At 33.1% G+C, this 20511-nt stretch carries 19 protein-coding genes and 1 pseudogene; 14 read left to right on the forward strand and 6 right to left on the reverse strand.

Features of this window, described 5'->3' with window-relative positions; genetic code table 11:
• The first annotated feature begins 32 nt into the window (after positions 1 to 32).
• On the forward strand, positions 33 to 1763 hold the full coding sequence (locus PK35_RS06825) for a T9SS type A sorting domain-containing protein (RefSeq protein WP_044625943.1): 1731 nt from the start codon (positions 33 to 35) through the stop codon (positions 1761 to 1763).
• 394 nt (positions 1764 to 2157) lie between these two features.
• Positions 2158 to 2286 (forward strand): annotated as a pseudogene (locus PK35_RS17370) (hypothetical protein); the annotation flags it as partial.
• A 74-nt stretch (positions 2287 to 2360) separates the two neighbouring features.
• On the opposite strand, the gene PK35_RS17940 reads toward PK35_RS17370, so the two are convergent.
• From PK35_RS17940 to htpG, 5 genes are all read right to left on the reverse strand, one after another.
• Entirely contained in the window at positions 2361 to 2729 is a 369-nt protein-coding gene (locus PK35_RS17940) for an adenylate/guanylate cyclase domain-containing protein (protein WP_202903823.1), read from the reverse strand.
• A gap of 40 nt (positions 2730 to 2769) precedes the next feature.
• Positions 2770 to 3594: an adenylate/guanylate cyclase domain-containing protein gene (locus tag PK35_RS17945; protein WP_202903819.1), complete on the reverse strand. Its 825-nt coding sequence runs from the start codon at positions 3592 to 3594 to the stop codon at positions 2770 to 2772.
• Between the two features lie 147 nt (positions 3595 to 3741).
• Positions 3742 to 4977 (reverse strand): DUF3089 domain-containing protein, encoded by a 1236-nt coding sequence (locus tag PK35_RS17140; protein WP_052825912.1) that lies wholly within the window; start codon positions 4975 to 4977, stop codon positions 3742 to 3744.
• A 120-nt stretch (positions 4978 to 5097) separates the two neighbouring features.
• Positions 5098 to 5562, reverse strand: coding sequence for an FKBP-type peptidyl-prolyl cis-trans isomerase (locus tag PK35_RS06840; RefSeq protein ID WP_044625944.1), 465 nt, complete (start codon positions 5560 to 5562; stop codon positions 5098 to 5100).
• Between the two features lie 249 nt (positions 5563 to 5811).
• Positions 5812 to 7722 (reverse strand): molecular chaperone HtpG, encoded by a 1911-nt coding sequence (htpG, locus tag PK35_RS06845; RefSeq protein ID WP_044625945.1) that lies wholly within the window; start codon positions 7720 to 7722, stop codon positions 5812 to 5814.
• Between the two features lie 242 nt (positions 7723 to 7964).
• On the opposite strand from htpG, the gene PK35_RS06850 reads away from it, so the two are divergent.
• From PK35_RS06850 to PK35_RS06860, 3 genes are all read left to right on the forward strand, one after another.
• Positions 7965 to 8975 (forward strand): 3-oxoacyl-ACP synthase III family protein, encoded by a 1011-nt coding sequence (locus PK35_RS06850; protein WP_044625946.1) that lies wholly within the window; start codon positions 7965 to 7967, stop codon positions 8973 to 8975.
• A gap of 675 nt (positions 8976 to 9650) precedes the next feature.
• The gene (locus PK35_RS06855) at positions 9651 to 10838 is read left to right on the forward strand and encodes a DUF4998 domain-containing protein (RefSeq protein ID WP_044625947.1); all 1188 of its coding nucleotides are present in this window, start codon (positions 9651 to 9653) and stop codon (positions 10836 to 10838) included.
• A 213-nt stretch (positions 10839 to 11051) separates the two neighbouring features.
• Positions 11052 to 11414, forward strand: a complete 363-nt coding sequence (locus PK35_RS06860) for a CoA-binding protein (RefSeq protein ID WP_044625948.1) — start codon at positions 11052 to 11054, stop codon at positions 11412 to 11414.
• Here the strand turns inward: PK35_RS06860 and PK35_RS06865 are convergent.
• On the reverse strand, positions 11385 to 12833 hold the full coding sequence (locus PK35_RS06865; RefSeq protein ID WP_044625949.1) for a sodium:solute symporter: 1449 nt from the start codon (positions 12831 to 12833) through the stop codon (positions 11385 to 11387). The two genes, PK35_RS06860 and PK35_RS06865, sit on opposite strands and share 30 nt — an antisense overlap.
• A 73-nt stretch (positions 12834 to 12906) precedes the next feature.
• Between PK35_RS06865 and recR the strand changes: the two genes are divergently transcribed.
• The 9 genes from recR to rpmB all read left to right on the forward strand — a co-directional run bounded on the left by recR (position 12907) and on the right by rpmB (position 20500).
• Entirely contained in the window at positions 12907 to 13524 is a 618-nt protein-coding gene (recR, locus tag PK35_RS06870) for a recombination mediator RecR (RefSeq protein ID WP_044625950.1), read from the forward strand.
• A gap of 11 nt (positions 13525 to 13535) precedes the next feature.
• On the forward strand, positions 13536 to 14636 hold the full coding sequence (locus PK35_RS06875; RefSeq protein WP_044625951.1) for a glycosyltransferase family 2 protein: 1101 nt from the start codon (positions 13536 to 13538) through the stop codon (positions 14634 to 14636).
• Positions 14637 to 14726: 90 nt separating this feature from the next.
• The gene (locus PK35_RS06880) at positions 14727 to 16070 is read left to right on the forward strand and encodes a dihydrolipoamide acetyltransferase family protein (protein ID WP_044625952.1); all 1344 of its coding nucleotides are present in this window, start codon (positions 14727 to 14729) and stop codon (positions 16068 to 16070) included.
• Positions 16071 to 16163: 93 nt separating this feature from the next.
• Complete coding sequence (locus tag PK35_RS06885) at positions 16164 to 16952, forward strand: hypothetical protein (protein ID WP_044625953.1); 789 nt, start codon at positions 16164 to 16166, stop codon at positions 16950 to 16952.
• The gene (locus PK35_RS06890; protein ID WP_044625954.1) at positions 16952 to 17725 is read left to right on the forward strand and encodes a 3'-5' exonuclease; all 774 of its coding nucleotides are present in this window, start codon (positions 16952 to 16954) and stop codon (positions 17723 to 17725) included. Before PK35_RS06885 ends, PK35_RS06890 begins: the two co-directional genes overlap by 1 nt.
• Positions 17726 to 17974: 249 nt before the next feature.
• Positions 17975 to 18586: a fumarylacetoacetate hydrolase family protein gene (locus PK35_RS06895; protein WP_044625955.1), complete on the forward strand. Its 612-nt coding sequence runs from the start codon at positions 17975 to 17977 to the stop codon at positions 18584 to 18586.
• 3 nt (positions 18587 to 18589) lie between these two features.
• The gene (locus PK35_RS06900) at positions 18590 to 18931 is read left to right on the forward strand and encodes a hypothetical protein (protein WP_044625956.1); all 342 of its coding nucleotides are present in this window, start codon (positions 18590 to 18592) and stop codon (positions 18929 to 18931) included.
• Positions 18932 to 20182: a competence/damage-inducible protein A gene (locus tag PK35_RS06905; protein WP_044625957.1), complete on the forward strand. Its 1251-nt coding sequence runs from the start codon at positions 18932 to 18934 to the stop codon at positions 20180 to 20182. It begins immediately after the preceding gene.
• A gap of 81 nt (positions 20183 to 20263) precedes the next feature.
• Positions 20264 to 20500, forward strand: a complete 237-nt coding sequence (gene rpmB / locus PK35_RS06910; protein WP_044625958.1) for a 50S ribosomal protein L28 — start codon at positions 20264 to 20266, stop codon at positions 20498 to 20500.
• The last annotated feature ends 11 nt before the right edge of the window (positions 20501 to 20511 follow it).

Consider the following 20511-nt stretch of genomic DNA (forward strand, 5'->3'; position numbering starts at 1 on the left):
TTTGATTAAATTTGTAAGAATAATAAGCTGTTATGAAATATGTATATACGATTATTTTCGGTTTATTCTTTGGATTAATTGGATACTCTCAAATTATAAATATTCCTGATGCTAATTTCAAGGCTAAATTATTGGAATCAGATTCTGGTGTACCAATTGCTTATGGAAATGGTGGGTCATTTAAAATTGATGCCAATAATAATGGAGAAATTGAGGTGAATGAAGTTTTGCCTGTTCGTAGTTTACATATTCGCGATTCAAATATTTCTGATTTGACAGGTATCGAGTATTTTATTAATATGACTCAATTGCGTTGTGAAACCAATTCTTTAACAGAATTGGATGTTACTATGCTTTCTATGTTGCAAACGTTAGGAGTTTACGACAATGAGTTAACGGATTTGAATGTTGCAGGGTTGTCAAATTTACAAAACATATATGCTTCAAGAAATTTATTAAGTTCAGTAGACCTAACCGGATTAATTGAATTGTCTAGAATTGATATTGATGGGAATGACTTAGCAAGTTTAGATTTTAGTGATACACCCAACCTGCATTTTATAGATTGTTTTGATAATCAATTGACCACTTTAGATGTTAGTCCACTTTTAGAATTGTATATTATGGATTGTTCTTCTAACCAACTTGAAACTTTAAATATCAAAAACGGATTCTCTGAACCTACTCTCGACTTTTCAGGTAATAACAGTTTGCAGTTTATCTGTGCAGACGATTCAGAAATTATGAGTATTCAGAATAAAATCAATGATTATGGCTATACGAATTGTTTTATAAATTCATTGTGTTCGTCGTTTATTGAAGGTGAAGATTTCTATACTATTTCGGGGCATGTTACTTATGATGAGGGTGCCAACGGCTGTGATTCAAATGATATTGATTACCCTGAACTGCTATTTAATTTGACCGATGGCTCCAATTCAGCAATCACCTCCACTAATGCTTTTGGTTATTTTACCTATAGCTTACAGGCTGGGATGTATACGCTTGCACCTAGTTTAGAAAACACAACCTATTTTAACATTACTCCAGAATCTATTAATGCCAACTTTCCTGCGGATGCAAATGCGAATTTTCAAGAATTTTGCGTATCGGCAAATGGTGTGTATCCAGATTTAAAAATAACAATGACAAATATCGATGATGAATACGATACATTGGTGACATATAGCCTCATTTATACAAACCAAGGAACAATGACACAATCGGGTAACGTTAGCTTGACATACGGAGATGATATGGCTGTTTTCAGTTCATCAGTGCCAGATATTTCGGGGCATAGTGCAAACGAACTTTTTTGGGTTTTTTCTGATTTAAAATCTTTTGAGTCTAGAGAAATAAAATTCACTATGAATGTATCTTGTGTTGAGTCAGAAGGTGGTGAAATTCTTGTGGATTACGTTACTACAATAGCTTCAAGTCTTACTGATACAACACCAAATGATAATGTATTTGAATTTAATGAACCGTTGTTTTGCGGTATGTTGAATACAAATGAATTTTCATTTTCAGATTATTTTTCTCTATATCCTAATCCTGCTGAAGAGTATCTAAATTTAAAACTGAAAAAAGAAATCGATGTAAAAGCGATTGTAATTTATAACGTACTTGGGCAAGAAGTAAAAAAGCTTGCTATTAAGAATGACCATATTAAAATAGATGTTTCTAATTTAGAAGCTGATCATTATTTTATTAAGATAGTGACTCCTGAAAAAGTTTTTAATACTAGGCTTATTAAAAATTAATCAATCAGAGTGTTATGCAAATTGCACCTAACTTTAATGATATGATGTCGTTTTAATGACTTATATCAAATATAAAACTAAGGTAGCAGAAATTTGTCACAAACCAAATAAAAAAGGATGTCTAAGAAGTGTGAGATCTGTCATTCTGAATTTATTTCAGAATCTTAAATAAATGATTTCTAAAACACATTAGAATCTGAAACAAGTTCAGATTGACAACAATGTGACTTTTTAGTCTCTTTGTTTTCTTAAGCATTAAGAGTAAACTGTTTATTCATCCACCGAAATCAAGTTAATATCAAAAATTAATACAGAACCTCCAGGAATGGTATAGTAATTACTGTTACCGTAGCCTAAATGCCCTGAAACTAAAAGTATGCCGCTTCCAACTTCATTAAAATCAGTACAGAAAAAACTACCGAACGAGCGTTTTGTAAACAATGCGCCAAAGCAAGTTGTAGCTAGTGAGAAAAAGAAAGAGGCAGATGCTTTAGCTAAAATTGATACGTTGAAGGTTGGTTAGGAGTAATTTTCGTAATGTTTTTGCTTGTATTAACACGTTGTTATCTAGAATTATGTTTAATTTTTTATTACTGATTATTCTACAAAATACATTTCTAATTCACCTTTTCCTTTTGCAAAAATCTTTCCACGAGAAATGCAGGTAAAATCATTTTTAATGAGTTTGTAGGTTGATGCCGAAATATTTATTTTACCTGTTTCTCCTGCAGATTCTATTCTGCTTGCTGTATTTATGGCGTCTCCAAAAAGGTCGTATGCAAATTTCTTTTTGCCTACAACGCCTGCAACGGCGGTTCCTGAGTGTATTCCAACTCGCATATTCCATTTTATTTGGCTACTTTTATTTCTTTCTTCTAGGTAGGATAGCATCATTTTTGCAGCTCTAACGCAGTTTGAAGCATAATAATTATTGGTCTTTTTATTTTCAAGACCACAAACTGCCATATAGGCATCGCCAATGGTTTCAATTTTTTCAACTTGTGTTTCATTCCATTATTTCATCAAATCGGCCAAAAATATCATTCAGTTCATTAACTAAAGTAATTGCCGATATTGATGATACAATCTCTGTGAATCCAACAAAATCAGTAAATAAAATTGTAATGTTATTGTGTTTTTTAGGAACTGTTTTGCCGCTTTCTTTTAGGTCCTTAATTATATTAGACGGTAATATATTATGTAGCAAATCTTCAGACTTTTTTTGTTCTATTATTAAGGAATCTTCGGATTTATCTATTAAAACCGACAAGCTCCATATAAGTATTAAACTAATTAATCCGGTAATACTAATATTTACTATTTGCGATATGTAAGGATCGATTATGCTAAACCGAGCCGTTATTTTTGATTGAAATATTACAGTAGCAATTAAAGTTAAGCAAGCTAGAATACTAAAACCATGGGCTATTTTTCTGACTTTTCTAGGAAAAGTTATATATGGAAGGATAATTACAAGGAAATAAACAAAAGCGACGCCAGACGAATATCCCAATAAATAAAGGAACAATAATACAGACATATAAGATGCTAAGCTAAGCCAAATAGAAGCAAGTACACGCCATTTTTTTTTATTGAATATTAATGCCATGACAAACATTAATCCTAATAAAGTATTACTTCCGTAAATTACTTGCACGTCTGTAAGTCTAATAGTAATTAGCATCCAAATAGCATTATAAATAATGCCTAAAATAGAAGCAATATTAGTAACTCGTAAATACCTTATTTCTGTCGTAAAAGTGTTGAAATTAATACCAGTAATAACTATTCTTTGCAAGAATTTCAATTTGTTTTTATCATAAATAGACATAGGTTGCTTTCAGTAAAATCGGTTATTTTATTCTTTTTAGTTAAGGTTTACTTTTTATAATAAACAAGTTTATTACGAGAAACTTACCAAAAAAAAAACGACCCTTAAAATTAAAAGTCGTTTTTTAGTTGTTTTTACACTTCGTAATTAATTACAATTTTCCAATTTCTCATCAATTTGCGACATTAAAGCCCATAAGTAAATATGATAATCTTTAATATGATAGCCCCAATTTGAGTAATTAATATGGTCTTGTTCGTCTTCTAGCTCGTTAGGACGTTGGTCGTTGGGTTGTGCTGCAAAATCTATGCTTAATACCACTTTTTGATTTGCTTCTCGGCGTTGTCTGGCGGTGTAAAAATTATTGAAGGCTATAAAATTAGCATCTTCGGCATAATCGTAACCGCTGTCTGGTGTTATGTAATAATCTAAATTTGTGGCAGTTTCGCCGTAATAACTAAAATCTTGAACAAACCAGTCTTCGGTTTCATCAAAGGCTCTGTAAACCAATCCGCTATTAATTAAATACGGATTAAACTCGGGCAACCCAGGGTTAATATCTGGAATATCTTGAGCTTCATCAAAAGCAGCCCAATTACTTATACAACCACATTCGTTTGTTGTAGTGCATAACGGGATGTTTTTCCACCAACCGCCTTTGTATTGGTTTTCTTCGGCATAAACATATGCCATTCCCGCTAAGGCTGCTACCACTAATTGGTTGCGAAGCGTTGGGTTTTCGTCGAATACATCACGCAATAACATGCCCAATAAATACGATCCTTGCGAGTGGCCTGCAAGTATTATTTTGTTACCGTTATTGTAATTGTTTAAATACTCTAAAAATGCCGCTTTTACATCGCTATAAGAGGTTGCAATAATATTGGCTTGTTCTTCTTTATCGGTATCTTCGCTATACGTTTTTCCAGACGATTGGCGATAATGAGGCGCAAAAACACGACCGTATTTTGCTAATAAACCGCCTTGAGCAATTATAGTTAGGTTAATTAACAATTTATCTTGCTCATCAATAGGAATATTTTGTGGCGTAAACGCACTTTGTGGAGTAGTTAATATGGTTGGGTGCACCCAAAATACATCGATGCCAGTGTTTACGGTGGCATTATTTTCTACCACAATGGTTTCTTCAACGTTTAAATTTTCATCAATTACCGCAATATCTAAATTGTAAAAAGGTAAAATGGTTGTTTTTTCAGGGTGAATTACCCAATTTTCGGTATTCTCGAAATCTACGGTTGAGGTTGGAATATCAATAACTTCTATAACTGGATCGTCGTCTTGTTCTTCTTCCGTACTGCTGTTATCGCTTTTCGAGCATGCCGTTTGCAGTATAATTAGGGCAAGTAATAAGAGCTTTTTCATTTTTTTTTAAGTAGGTTTTTAAAAATAAATATCTGAAAAATAGTTCGTTAGGCTAATATAATAAAAAAAGTCGCACCTAAATTAAGAACGACTTTTTCGTGTTGTTAAACTGTTTATTCTTTATTCATCCACCGAAATCAAGTTAACATCAAAAATTAATACAGAACCTCCTGGTATACTACCTCTGTTGTTGTTTCCATAACCTAAATGCGCTGGTACTAAAAGTATACCGCTTCCGCCTTCATTAAAATAGGTAATACCTTCTGTCCAACCCGCAATAACTTGTTGTAGGTTAAACGAAATACCTTCAGCATCGCTTTCATCAAATACAGTTCCATCGGTAAAATAACCTTTGTAAGCCACTGTAACATTGCTCGTGGCAATAGGTTGTTCACCAGAGCCTTGTTCGTTTATAACGTAATATAAACCAGAATTGGTTTTTGTTGCATTCAAGTTGTTTTCAGTAATGTAATCTTGAATTTCTTCGTCGTTTCTTGTTTTATAATCAACCGCTTCGTCACTTTTACAAGATGTTAATAAAGTAGCAGAAAGAATCAAGGCAAGGGCAATAAAAGTGTTTTTCATAGTTGTGTTTTTTAGCTAGTAAATATAGTAAGAAGCTTGAATTGCCAGTGGCGCTGCTTGTTAAAATTTTGTTGAAATAAAAAAGAGACGCTTTGAAAATACAACCTTGGTTGTCATCCTGAATTTATTTCAGGATCTCATTCATTGTAAGAACAGATCCTGAATCAAGTTCAGGATGACGGGTTTTCTGATTTTTAAAGCGTCTCTAAATAATTTATCGTTCTGGAACAGGTTACCAGAACAAAAATGTTACTTAATCATGTCGTAACTACGTTTTATAAAGTTTGTAAGGGCTTCACCTTTTAAAAGACCCTGCGATAAGCGTGCTAAATCTAAACTTTGGTTTATTAAGCGCTCTTTATCTTCTTTGGCTTCGGTGTTTAAAATGTCGCTTACCAAATCGTGGTTGGTATTAACTACAAGGTTGTACATTTCTGGCATGTTGCCCATACCAAACATACCACCACCGCCAGTAGCTTGCATTTCTTTCATACGACGCATAAATTCTGGTTGCGTAATAATAAACGGATTTGCACTACTATCCATAGCTTCAAGTTGCACCATAAATTTATCAGAAGGCACTACGTCTTTAAGTAATTCTTCTAAAGTTTTCTTTTGCTCGTCATCTAATTTAGAAATGGTGTTTTCGTCTTTCTTAATTAAATTATCGATGTGATCGCCATCTACTCGCGCAAACGAAATGTTTTCTTTAGTGGTCTCTAACTTCTGAATTAAGTGCGAAACAATAGGCGAATCTAACAACAATACTTCGTATCCTTTAGCTTTTGCAGACTCGATGTAACTGTGTTGCGCATCTTTATCTGAAGCATAAAGAATCACTAACTTGTCATCTTTATCGGTTTGGTTTGCTTTTATTTTGTTGAATAATTCTTCGTAAGTGTAGTAGGTACCATCAACGGTTGGGTAAAGTGCGAAAGCATCGGCTTTTTCAAAGAACTTTTCTTCAGAAAGCATACCATATTCAATCACCACTTTAATATCATTCCATTTAGCTTCAAAATCTTCACGGTTACTATTAAATAACGATTTTAGTTTATCGGCAACTTTTCTTGTAATGTAAGATGAAATCTTTTTTACAGCACCATCGGCTTGTAAGTACGAACGCGATACGTTTAACGGAATGTCTGGAGAATCAATAACACCACGTAACATGGTTAAGAATTCAGGTACAATACCTTCTACATTATCGGTTACGAAAACCTGATTTTGGTAAAGCTGAATTCTATCTTTTTGAATATTCATGTCTTGTCCCATTTTTGGGAAATACAGAATACCAGTTAAGTTAAACGGATAATCTACATTTAAATGAATATTAAATAACGGCTCCTCGAACTGCATTGGGTACAACTCGCGGTAAAAGTTTTTGTAATCTTCATCTTTTAACTCGGTTGGTTGCTTTGTCCACGCAGGGTTTGGGTTGTTAATAATATCATCAACTGTAATTTGTCTGTGCGGTTCTTTCGTTTCTTTACCGTCTTTATCGGTAATGGTTGCGGGTTCGTGTTCAGGATCGTTAATTTCCTTAGTACCAAATTTAATTGGCACAGGCATAAACTTATTGTATTTGTTTAAAAGCTCGCGAATACGTGATTCTTCAAGAAATTCTGTAGAATCCTCAGCAATATGAAGGATGATTTCTGTGCCTCTTTCGGTTTTATCGGCAGTTTCTAGCGTGAATTCAGGTGATCCGTCGCAAATCCAATGTGCAGCAGGTTCATCTTTAAATGATTTGGTGATGATTTCAACCTTTTCGGCCACCATAAAGGCAGAATAGAATCCTAAACCAAAATGCCCGATAATACCAGAATCTTTCGCAGAATCTTTGTATTTATCTAAAAACTCTTCAGCTCCAGAAAAAGCCACTTGGTTAATGTATTTTTCAACTTCATCGGCAGTCATACCCAAACCTTGGTCTATAATATGAAGTTTTTTACCGTCTTTATCAACTTTAATTTCAATTTGCGGGTTGCCATAGTCTACTTTAGCTTCACCAATATTGGTTAAATGCTTAAGTTTTAAAGTTGCATCTGTTGCATTACTAACTAGCTCACGTAGAAATATTTCGTGATCGCTATACAAGAATTTTTTAATGAGTGGAAAGATATTCTCTACCGATACATTAATGTTTCCTTTTGCCATAATTTAATTTATTTGTCATTCTCGCGAATGCGAAAATTGGTTTAATAATTTTAATTTTAATGCTGAAGGTATTTCAACAAAAATGCCAATTGCACAAATGTGACAAACTGACACGCTTTTATTTGGCAAATACGAATAACTTAAAAACACATGTTAAATTTTAGGGACAAAAGAAATTATTATTTGGAAATTGAAAATTATTTAAAGTTATTGTAATTTACATTTGTTAAACTGAATAAGATATGTACAATTCAAAAATTATAGGTTTAGGTAAATATGTGCCGGATAATGTGGTTACAAACGACGACTTGTCGAAAATAATGGATACTAATGATGCTTGGATAACCGAACGTACAGGAATTAAAGAACGCCGTTGGGTAAAAGAAGGAAGCGGAGATACTACCGCAACTATGGGTGTGAAAGCTGCTAAAATAGCCATAGAACGCGCTGGAATAGACAAGGATGATATCGATTTTATAATTTTTGCAACCTTGAGTCCAGATATGTATTTTCCTGGTCCTGGTGTGCAGGTACAACACGCCTTAGATATAAAAACGGTTGGCGCGCTAGATGTGAGAAATCAATGCTCGGGTTTTATTTATGCCATTTCAGTTGCTGATAATTTTATAAAAACGGGTATGTATAAAAATATACTGGTTATTGGTAGCGAACTGCATTCTCATGGTTTAGATAAAACTACCCGAGGACGTGGTGTAAGTGTTATTTTTGGAGATGGTGCTGGAGCAGCAGTGTTAACTCGAGAAGAAGATACAAGCAAAGGAATTTTATCTACGCATTTACACAGTCAAGGTGAGCATGCCGAAGAACTAGTTTTAGTGGCTCCAGGTATGGGGAAACGTTGGGTAAACGATATTTTGGCAGATAATAATCCTGAAGATGAAAGCTATTTTCCTTATATGAACGGACAATTTGTTTTTAAAAATGCCGTAGTTAGGTTTAGTGAAGTTATTATGGAAGGCTTAATGAAAAACAATTTGCAAAAAGAAGCAATTGATATGTTAATTCCGCATCAAGCTAACTTAAGAATAGCTCAGTTTATTCAAAAAAAGTTTGGTTTAACTAATAATCAAGTGTTTAATAACATTCAAATATATGGTAATACTACTGCTGCTTCTATACCCATTGCATTAACCGAAGCCTGGGAGGAAGGAAAAATTAATGCAGGGGATACGGTGGTTTTAGCCGCTTTTGGTAGCGGTTTTACTTGGGGCAGTGCTATAATTAAATGGTAACATACAAAAAACCCAAAACGACAGGTTTTGGGTTTTCCTAGCTATTAATCAACTTCAACTAACACTAATGTGAAGAATCTCAATCTATTAGACGGAAAATATTGACTTTTATTGCATTGACACCCTTTTTTTTAACAAATTTTAACAAAAAAACAAAAACTCGAAATAACAATTTCGAGTTTTTAAATAATACTAATCTTCATATGAACGAATTTTTTTAGACGACTAATTCCAAATAATTAAAACTTCGCGTTTGGTTAGATGATTGTACTTTATAAAGTAACGCAAATTAAAAAAGAATATTGTGTAAAATTTAAAATTTTAACATATTTTTTATTTTTTTAAAATATTAAGCGAATAAAAATTTAGTTTAATGTATTTTGACGCTTATATTTTATTAATGCAATAAAAGGTTTTGCTAAAAAATATAACCTAATTTTAAACAAACAAATAAATTAGTAAGACGTATTAATAGTTTTTTTTAAAATTATTATTACAGTGATTGTTTAAAGTATATAATAACAGGATACAACAGGATAGTTTTGCTTGTTGATGTATTTATATTGTGTTATTTTTGAACGAGTTACTAAAGTATAACTATATACCGATTTTTTAACGAATCATTTTTACCAATACAAACTAAACTAAACAAGTTAACCAAACTAATTTTTAAAAATGAATTGCAAACTTAATCATGTAGTAAAACTACTATCATTAACCTTTTTTTTAAGCGTAATTTCCTGCGATTTTAACGAATTGCCCGAGTTACCTGCAAGCGCAGAATTACCGTTAGAAAATGTAAAGTCCTTGGTGGTTACACCTAGCCTTAATAAAGTGATCATACAAGGAACGGTTGAAGATGAAAATGTAAAAGAAATTATGATTTATTGGAATGACAGAGCAAGTTCTGTTGCAGTGCCAGTAAATGTCACTAATGATGGTTTTACATTAAATCAAGAGATTGAAAATTTATCGGATAAACTTTATCTTTTCGAAGTGCAAACTAATAACGGAAGCGGTAAAAATTCCGATTTTATTTCGGCGGGTACCGAAGTTTACGGTCAAGGTTATTTGGATGGTCTTGAAAATAGAGCATTAATTACAAGTACATTAACTGATAATTTTTTAAGCGTGGTTTTTGAATCGTCAAATCCTACAAGTGGTATTTTAGGAACCGAGATGATTTATGAAAATGCCGATGGTGAACAAATTGAAGTATATGTTGAAACATCTGCCGATCTTGTTAATATTTCAAGTTTTCTTCCAGGTTCAACCATTCAATACCGATCTGCTTATTTGTTTTCACCAGTTAGTGTCGACACGGCATTTACTAGTTATGCCACGCACAAACCTCTAGTGGTTCCAAAATTAGGTAATGCTGCTGTTCCTTTTGTAGCAGTAGAGTCTTCTGGTAGATGGGGAACCCTTGGAGAGCCATGGGTAACCAACGATGCAGCTAAAAACCATGACGGTTTAGGCGGATGGGACGAATGGAATGGTAATATTTTTAACTTAGAATCGGGTTGGGGAGCGCCACATTTTACCGATGGGAAAATTTACCAAAAGGTAACTGTCGACCCTGCAAACTATATTCTTAGAATAGAAGTGTTAAGTACAAACCATGACGGCAATGCCGATGGTGCCTATTTTGTAATTACCAAAGGAGAAGGCATTCCAAATGTTGCCGATGTAGAAACAGCCACCGAAGTTGTTGGTTTTGAAAGAATAGGAACTCCTGGAACTTACAATGTTGAGTTTACTATAGATGAAACTACCGATATTTCAATTGGGGAAGTTGCCACACAAAACGGTAATCATTTCTGTAATATCACGTCTTGGGAATTACTGGCAGGTAATAATTAAAATACATAAAAATTTAAATAAAAATCAAAACCCTAAAAACTTATTTGTTTTTAGGGTTTTTTAATAACCTTGCATTACACTAACCATCAAAATTATGCAGGATTATAAATTATAAATTAACTTTTTTATGATAGCTGTAATTTTGTTGTTAATTAGACGTCTATTTTTATGTTCTGTTACATTTTGTAAATAGAATTAACAAATTTTTAACTAATGAAAAACAGTACTTTGGTTTTCGGGGCATCATTAAATCCCGATCGTTATTCAAATTTGGCAATAAAGCGTTTAGTAGCAAACCATAAAAATGTAGTTGCCTATGGGTTAAAGCAAGGTATGGTAAATGATGTAAAAATCGAAACAAAATTAGTGGATTTTAATACTGTTGATACTATTACGTTGTATATGAATCCGTTGCGCCAAAAACCATTTTATAACTACTTATTATCTTTAAAACCAAGACGTGTTATCTTTAATCCTGGAACCGAAAATCCAGAATTTTATCAAATTTTAAAAGAAAATAATGTGTCTGTTGAAGTAGCTTGTACTTTAGTTTTGCTTTCTACGAATCAATATTAAACCTAAAAAGGTGAGTAGGCCGTTAATAATTAAAATTTCGAAACCAATTTGGTAGCCGTTTAATAAATCAACCGAATAAGCATTAATAAAATAGGAGATTATTGGTGCTATTATGGCAATTATCCAAACGTATTTGTCTTTTATTTCAGTTTTAGTAAAAATGCCTAAAGCAAATAAACCAAGCAATGGCCCGTAAGTATAACCAGCGGCTTTAAATAATTCCCAAATTACAGATACATCTTTAAAAATAGCATCAAAAGCAATAATTACAAAAACGAGTAAAACACTAATTAAAACATGGGTGCGTTTTCTAATTTTCTTCTGAATTTCAGTTGGTTTCTTATCAATTTCAATAATATCAATACAAAAAGATGTGGTTAGCGACGTTAATGCCGAATCGGCACTAGAATAAGCGGCAGCAACCAAACCAAGGATAAAAAAAGCAGAGGTTAGTACGCCAATTTCGGGTAACATAGCAATAGTAGGGAATAGGTCATCTTTTTTTGCTGTAATACCATGTGTATTTGCGTATTCGGTAAGCATTAAGCCTAAAACTAAAAACAGAATATTTACAAATATTAATACTACGCTAAACGACAGCATATTTTTTTGAGCTTCTTTTAAGTTTTTACAGGTTAGGTTTTTTTGCATCATATCTTGGTCTAAACCGGTCATAGTTATGGTTATAAACATCCCCGATAGCACGCTTTTTATAAAATATTGCGCATCGTTAACATCGTTAAAAAAGAATACTTTACTCATGGTATTTTCTTTTACGCTGGTGTAAACTTCAGAAATATCGTTTAAATCTAATGCCGAAGCTAAAAATACAATCGTTACCACAACCGATATGAGCATAAAAAGGGTCTGCAAAGTATCAGTAAAAATGATGGTTTTAATGCCGCCTTTAAAAGTGTACAACCAAATTAAAAGGATAGTTATTATAACGGTAATGGCAAAGGGAATATTAAATTCATCGAATACCAAAAGTTGCAGTACTTTAGCTACTAAAAATAATCTAAACGAAGCGCCAACTACACGAGAAATTAAAAAGGCAACCGATCCAGTTTTGTAGCTAACCACACCAAAACGATCTTTTAAATAGGAGTAAATTGAGGTTAAATTAAGCTTATAGTAAATAGGAAGCAAAACATAGGCAATAACTATATAACCAAACAAATACCCAAAAACCACTTGTAAGTAGCCAAATTGCTTGGTTTCAACAGCTCCAGGAACCGAAATAAAAGTAACGCCAGAAAGCGATGCGCCTATCATACCAAACGCTACTAAATACCATGGTGCCGATTTGTTTGCTTTAAAAAAGGCATCGTTACTGTCTTCTTTTCCTGTAAAATATGATATTAAAATAAGCACGACAAAATAGCCGGCAATTAAAAATAAAATTTGAGTCGCTGTCATAACCTAAAATAATTCAAAGCCAAAATACAAATAACAATCGATAAGTTAAATCTAAAATTGTAAATTCGCAGCCATGGAATTTTCTTCAAAATTATTAGAAAACGCAGTAAACGAAATGTCGCAACTCCCGGGAATAGGTAAGCGTACGGCATTGCGTTTAGTTTTGCATATGCTAAAGCAACCAGAATCGAGAACACAGCTTTTAGCCACCGCATTACTAAAAATGCGAACCGAGGTAAAGTTCTGTAAATCATGTCATAACATAAGCGATGTAGAATTATGCGAAATTTGTTCAAATAAAAATAGGGTTTCGCATACTATTTGCGTAGTTGAAGACGTTAGAGATGTTATGGCAATAGAAAATACAAGTTCCTTTAAAGGGATTTATCATGTTTTAGGAGGAAAAATTTCTCCAATGGATGGTATTGGACCTCACGATTTAAAAATAGAATCGTTAGTACAAAAAGTTAAGCAGGGCGATGTAAAGGAAATTATTTTTGCGTTAAGTTCTACTATGGAAGGCGATACAACCAACTTTTACATTTATAAGCAAATACAAGAGTATAACATTGTAACTTCTACTATTGCTAGAGGAATTTCGGTGGGCGATGAACTCGAATATGCCGATGAAATTACCTTAGGAAGAAGCATTGTAAACCGAATTCCTTTTGAGTCTTCATTAAAATCGTAAGTGTTTATTTTTTGAAACTCTCCGTAATTATACTAAACTACAATGTACGTTACTTTTTAGAGTTATGTTTAAAAAGTGTGGAGGCTGCTATTGCCAATATTGAAGCCGAAATAATTGTTGTCGATAACCATTCAACAGACACTAGTTGTAGCATGCTTAAGCGCAATTTTCCGCATATAAAACTAATCGAGAATAATAAAAACTTTGGCTTTTCAAAAGGAAATAACATAGGTGTTGCACAGGCAAAGGGTGAATATATTTGTATTTTAAATCCAGATACCGTTGTTGCGGAAGATACCTTTACAAAAATTTTAAACTTTGCTGAGAATACCCAAAACTTAGGAGCTATTGGTTGCAAACTTATAAATGGAGTTGGCGAGTTTTTGCCCGAAAGCAAACGGCATATTCCTTACGTTAAAGCTGCTTTTAAAAAGATTTTAGGAAACGCTAACGATTATTATGCTAATAATTTAAAGCAAACCGATGTTGGTGAGGTTGAGGTGTTAGTAGGCGCATTTATGCTTTTAAAACGAGATACTTTTAATAAAGTTAATGGGTTTGATGAAGATTATTTTATGTATGGCGAAGATATAGACTTGTCGTATAAACTTATAAAATCGGGCTTTAAAAACTATTATTTTGGCGAAACTTCGGTTATTCATTATAAGGGCGAAAGTACACTTAAAAATAAATTTTATGCGCGCCGATTTTATGGTGCCATGAAAATATTTTATAAAAAGCATTTTAAAAGAAACGTTATTTTTGATGTATTTGTGTGTTTAGGTATTGCTGGTGCTTATTTTTTTAGAGCAAACCCTAAAGGCCAAAGAAATAAACCTAAAAATTATTTATTAATTTCTAATAAAATAATAGAAAACTTAAAGCATAAATTAAATAAGCCTTTAGAGTTATCGCAAAGTTTAAAAAATGTAAAAGCCGAAACCGAGGTTGTTTTTGATGCAAATGTTTTAAGCTACAAACAAATTATAAGTTTTATGGAAACTAAGCCAGAACATACCAATTTGTCTTTTAAAATAATTCCTAATCAATCTAACTTTATTATAGGTAGTGACGATACTATCTGTAAAGGAGAAATAATAGAGTTTAACTAGTTTTTGTGAAATTAATTAATTGAAAACCGTTGTTTTTTAGTAATTTTGCAAAAAAATAGAACAACCTAAAAATCACTACATACTTTAAATATGGCAAAATTTAAGTTGAAGCTACCAAAAATGGGCGAAAGTGTTGCCGAGGCAACCATAACTTCATGGCTAAAAGAAATTGGAGACACCATTGAAATTGACGAACCAATTTTAGAAATAGCAACCGATAAAGTTGATAGCGAAGTACCAAGTGAGGTAGAAGGTGTTTTAGTAGAACGTTTTTTTAATGTAGATGATGTCGCTCAGGTTGGCGAAGTTTTGGCAATAATTGAAACCGAAACTGATGTTGTTGATAGTAATAATGATAATAATGAAGTGGTTACAACTAACAGCGAAGAGTTGCCACAGCAAGAAGTTTTAAGTTACGTTGAAGAAACTGTTGCAGTGGCTCAACAAACCGTTGAAGCGCCTGCCGTAATATCGACCGATAATAGATTTTACTCGCCATTAGTTAAAAATATAGCTAAAGCCGAAGGTGTTACGCAAGAAGAGCTTGATAAAATTCCTGGAACTGGAAAAGATGCTCGTGTAACTAAAAACGATATACTTCAATTTTTAGAAAATCGTAATGGCAATGGCGTTATAGCTCCTGCTAAAATAGAGCCAACACCTGTGCCTGTAAAAACTATTCAAGCGCCAGTAAAAGCGCAAATAGCTCCAGTAATTTCTAATGGTGAAGATGAAATTATTGAAATGACCCGCATGGGAAAACTGGTTTCAAACCACATGACATCGTCGTTACAAACTTCGGCTCATGTACAAAGTTTTATTGAAGCCGATGTCACTAATATATGGAACTGGCGTAAAAAAGTAAAAGATGCTTTTATGAAACAGGAAGGCGAAAACCTTACGTTTACACCTATTTTCATGGAAGCGGTGGCGAAAGCTTTACGCGAGTATCCATTAATGAATATTTCGGTTCAAGACGATAAAATCATTAAGAAGAAAAATATAAATCTTGGTATGGCAGCTGCTTTACCCGATGGTAACTTAATTGTACCTGTTATTAAAAATGCCGATCAGTTAAATTTGGTAGGCATGACAAAACAGGTGAACGATTTAGCAAACCGCGCGCGTTTAAACCAACTAAAGCCAGACGAAATTCAAGGCGGAACCTATACAGTAACTAATGTTGGTAGCTTTGGTAGTATTATGGGAACACCCATTATTAATCAGCCACAAGTTGGTATTTTAGCGTTGGGTGCTATTCGTAAAGTACCCGCGGTTATAGAAACACCAGATGGTGATTTTATTGGTATTCGTTATAAAATGTTTTTATCGCATTCGTACGATCATCGCGTTGTAAATGGTGCGCTTGGTGGTATGTTTGTAAAAGCTGTAGCCGATTATCTTGAAGCTTGGGATACCAAACGAGAAATTTAGAAAATTAAAATAAATTGTAAATTGTCCAACCCAATAAAAGGGTTGGATTTTTTATTTTAATTTTTAACTAAAACCTAAAGGTGTTTTTTTAATATGCGTTGTTTTAATTTATTTATAGTACTATTTGTATTGTATTTTAATGGTTTTTCTCAGGTCGATACTTTGTATTTCGATATTAATAAAGAAGCCATTAGTAAAGCAAAATTTAATAAAAAAATCGAGTCTAAGGTTTATGATGGAATTAGATTTATAACGGATTCGTTAGTGATTCAAGATGTAATTCCTAATCATCTTTTCGGACAATTAGATTTAGTAACTAAGTCGCAATTATTTAAAATGTTTAGTGCTAGAAACGGTATTGATACAACAAAAACTTTGACGGTTTTTTATCACGATACTTTAATTACCGAAAATGAATTTCCAGAAAAAAGTATTATGACTTTTAGGGATAGTTTAGGAGAGTTTAGGGGGACTTCAAAGTATAACGGAATATATTTTGATGGCCGTAAATATAGAAAAGCGAAATATCATGCAGTTGAATATAGTTTAAAAGATTTTAATAAAGTGACCATTTCCAAGGTAAAAACCTTTAAAAAATTTAAAAACGTAACTCCAGTGTTTTTCTATGCACATAATAATGGCTTAGATTTAACCAAATTAAAAGTAATTTGGCATAAAGATTACGGCCATATTTTACATAAACTTTTTGCGACTAACAATTATTTTTTTCGAACGCTTGTAATAAAACCAAACGGAGAATATTTTGTTAGATATGGCGACAAATTTGTAGCTGAAAAAAAAGATATTTTCAACGAAAAAGATTGGGCAAAATTAAAAAATGAATATTTTAAAGAAATGAGAACTAATTCACAAAATTTATAATGCAACTAAACCTAACAAAACCCATCTGTTTTTTCGATTTAGAAACAACAGGTGTCAATATAACTTCTGATAGAATTGTAGAGATTTCAATTTTAAAAGTATATCCAGACGGGAAAGAAGATAGAAAAACATGGTTGGTAAATCCAGAAATGCCAATCCCTAAAGAGGTTACCGAAATTCACGGTATTTCTGATGAGAAAGTAGCTAACGAGCCTACTTTTAAGGCGCTTGCTAAAGATATTCATAACATGATAAAGGATTCTGATTTAGGCGGATTTAACTCAAACAGATTCGATATTCCGTTATTGGCAGAAGAAATGCTTCGTGCAGATATAGATTTTGATATGAAAAACCGACAAGCCGTTGATGTACAAACTATTTTTCATAAAATGGAACAGCGTACGTTAAGTGCCGCTTATAAGTTTTATTGCGATAAAAATTTAGATGATGCTCACAGTGCCGAAGCAGATACTAATGCTACATACGAAGTGCTAAAAGCGCAAATTGCAAAATATGACGAACTTGAAAACAACACTAAGTTTTTAGCGGAGTTTAGCTCGCGTAAAAAGTTTGCCGATTTTGCTGGTTTTATAGTGTTTAATAAAAAAGGAGAAGAGTGCTTTTCGTTCGGGAAGCACAAAGGTAAATTGGTAACTGAAGTATTGGAAAAAGAACCGGGTTATTTTGGTTGGTTGCTAAATGCCGATTTTCCGTTGTACACAAAAAAGGTTTTAACGGCTATTAAATTGCGTAGTTTTAATAATAAACTTTAAATAACTAGAAACTAGAAGCAAGACACGAGACACAAGAAATTGTAATTTTTTTGAAATTAACTAGTTGTTAGCAAGTACGCCCGCGTTAGGGATTGTAGCGTAAAGCCCACAGCGAGGTACGAGCGCGGACTTGTAGCGTAAAGCCCGACCGCGTATCCGAATTTCGGTACGTGGTAACGCCCAAAATAATAAATTAAAAAAAATGAATTATTTTCGCGGTTTAATTACCGTGACACTTAATAAGTAAGTATGAAATTAATTTGTATTGGTAGAAATTATACCGAGCATATTGAAGAGTTGGATAATGAAAAACCGACAGATCCTGTTATTTTTCAGAAGCCCGACACGGCTATTTTACTTAAAAAACAACCGTTTTTTATTCCAGATTTTTCTGATGATGTACATTATGAAGTTGAGGTTTTGGTTAAAATAAACCGAGTTGGAAAGTATATTGAAAAAAAGTTTGCCCATAAATATTATAACGAAATAGGTTTGGGTATCGATTTTACAGCTCGTGATTTGCAATCGCAATTAAAAGCTAAAGGGTTGCCTTGGGAAAAAGCAAAGGCTTTTGATGGCTCTGCGGTAATTGGGAATTGGTTACCAAAAAATGAGTTTGAAGATATTAATGCAATTAATTTTTCTTTAAAAAAGAATGATATTTTTGTGCAAAATGGAAATACAAGCCACATGCTTTGGAAAATTGATGAAATAATAGAATATGTCTCGAAATATTTTACTTTAAAGATAGGAGATATTATATTTACAGGTACACCAGCAGGAGTAGGCAAGGTATCTGCCAATGATAACTTAAAAGGATTTTTAGAAAACAGAGAGATGTTTTCGATTACAGTTAAATAAGATATGGAACAACATTACAAATTATTTAGAGTACGCGAACTAGCCGATAATGACGACGATTTTATTATGGCTTTAGCGCAAACTTTTGTAGAAGAAGTTTCTGTAGATGCTGAACGCCTAAAAAATGCGGTTGCAGAAAAAAACTACCAAGAGGCTTACCAAGCGGCTCATAAAATGAAACCTACAGTAGATTTATTTGAACTTGGTGTGCTAGATACCTTAATTGAGGTGCAAGATTGGGGGAAATTTACCAAAACAGACCAAGATGTAACCAGGCAATTGAAAATTGTTTTAACAGCAGTTAATAATGCTTTGGCAGAATTGAAGTCGGATTTTAATCTATAAATGTTATCAGAAATAATTACTATTGGCGATGAGTTATTAATTGGGCAAGTTATTGATACCAATTCGGCTTTTATTGCCAAACAACTAAATAAAATTGGAATATCGGTTTATCAAATTACCTCGGTACAAGACGATAAAGCACATATTTTACAAGCTTTACAAGATGCCGAAAGCCGTGTAGATGTTATTATTTTAACGGGCGGTTTAGGGCCAACAAAAGACGATATTACCAAAAAAACTATTGCTGAATATTTTAACGATACACTAGTTCGTGATGATTCGGTTCTTGAAAATATTGAGAGTATTTGGAAAAAATATGCTCGACAAACCCTACTGCAAGTAAATAAAGACCAAGCTTTGGTCCCATCAAAGTCTAAAGTACTTATGAATACTTTAGGAACAGCTCCAGGTATGTGGATGGAAAAAGGTGAAAAAACCTTTATTTCGCTTCCGGGTGTGCCTTTCGAGATGAAGGCTTTAATTACAAATGCTGTAATTCCTGAATTAAAGGAAAAATATAAATGTCCGTTTATACTTCATAAAACCTTACTTGTTTATGGCTTAGGCGAAAGTACTTTAGCAGCTCGAATTGAAACTTGGGAAGACGCTTTACCTAAACATATAAAATTGGCTTATTTACCAAGTTTAGGTAAAATGCGATTACGAATTTCGAGTAAAGGATTTGATAAAGTTAAGGTTGAAACCGAAGTGCAACAGCAAATAGAACAAGTTCTTCCTTTAATAAAGGATGAGTTTTTTGGTTATGAAGATGAAGATGGTAATGAAGAAGCTGTTATTGGTAATCGACTAACTAAAATAGGTAAAACCTTGGCCATAGCCGAAAGCTGTACAGGTGGAAAACTAGCCGAATTATTTACTGCAAACGCTGGCGCATCAAAATATTTAAAAGGAGGCGTGGTAACCTATTCTACACAATCTAAAATAGATGTTTTAAGTGTAGAAGAAGATTTAATTAGAGCACATTCGGTGGTTAGTGCGCAAGTAGCAGAAGCTATGGCAGTAAATGTTAAAGCATTATACAAAGCTGATTTTGCCGTGGCAACTACAGGAAATGCGGGCCCAAGTAAAGGCGATTCGGTTGCCGAAGTAGGCACCGTATTTATAGCAATAGCCAACGAAAATGGGGTGTTTTCGTATAAATTTAATTTTGGAAATCCTCGTGCAAGGGTAATAAGTAAGGCAGTAAATAAAGCTTTAGAATTGCTTCAAAAAGAAATTTTTAAAAATTGATATGGTTTTGGTTGCTAGCTATTAATTTATTTGTATATTTGCACCTCGATTTTAAGCAACAAGAATTTAAAGTTATAGATAATGTCAAGAGTTTGTGAACTTACAGGTAAGAAGGCAATGGTTGGGAACAATGTTTCTCACGCATTAAACAGAACTAAACGCAAATTTGGTGCGAATTTAGTTAAGAAACGTTTTTACATTCCAGAAGAAGATAAGTGGGTAACTTTAAAAGTATCAACTTCTGCTTTAAAAACCATTAATAAAATAGGTATATCTGCGGCAATTAAAGAAGCAAAATCTAAAGGATTTTTAAAGTAATAGCTGCGCTA

Source organism: Neotamlana nanhaiensis, assembly GCF_000943555.1.
GTDB classification, from domain to species: Bacteria; Bacteroidota; Bacteroidia; order Flavobacteriales; family Flavobacteriaceae; genus Neotamlana; species Neotamlana nanhaiensis.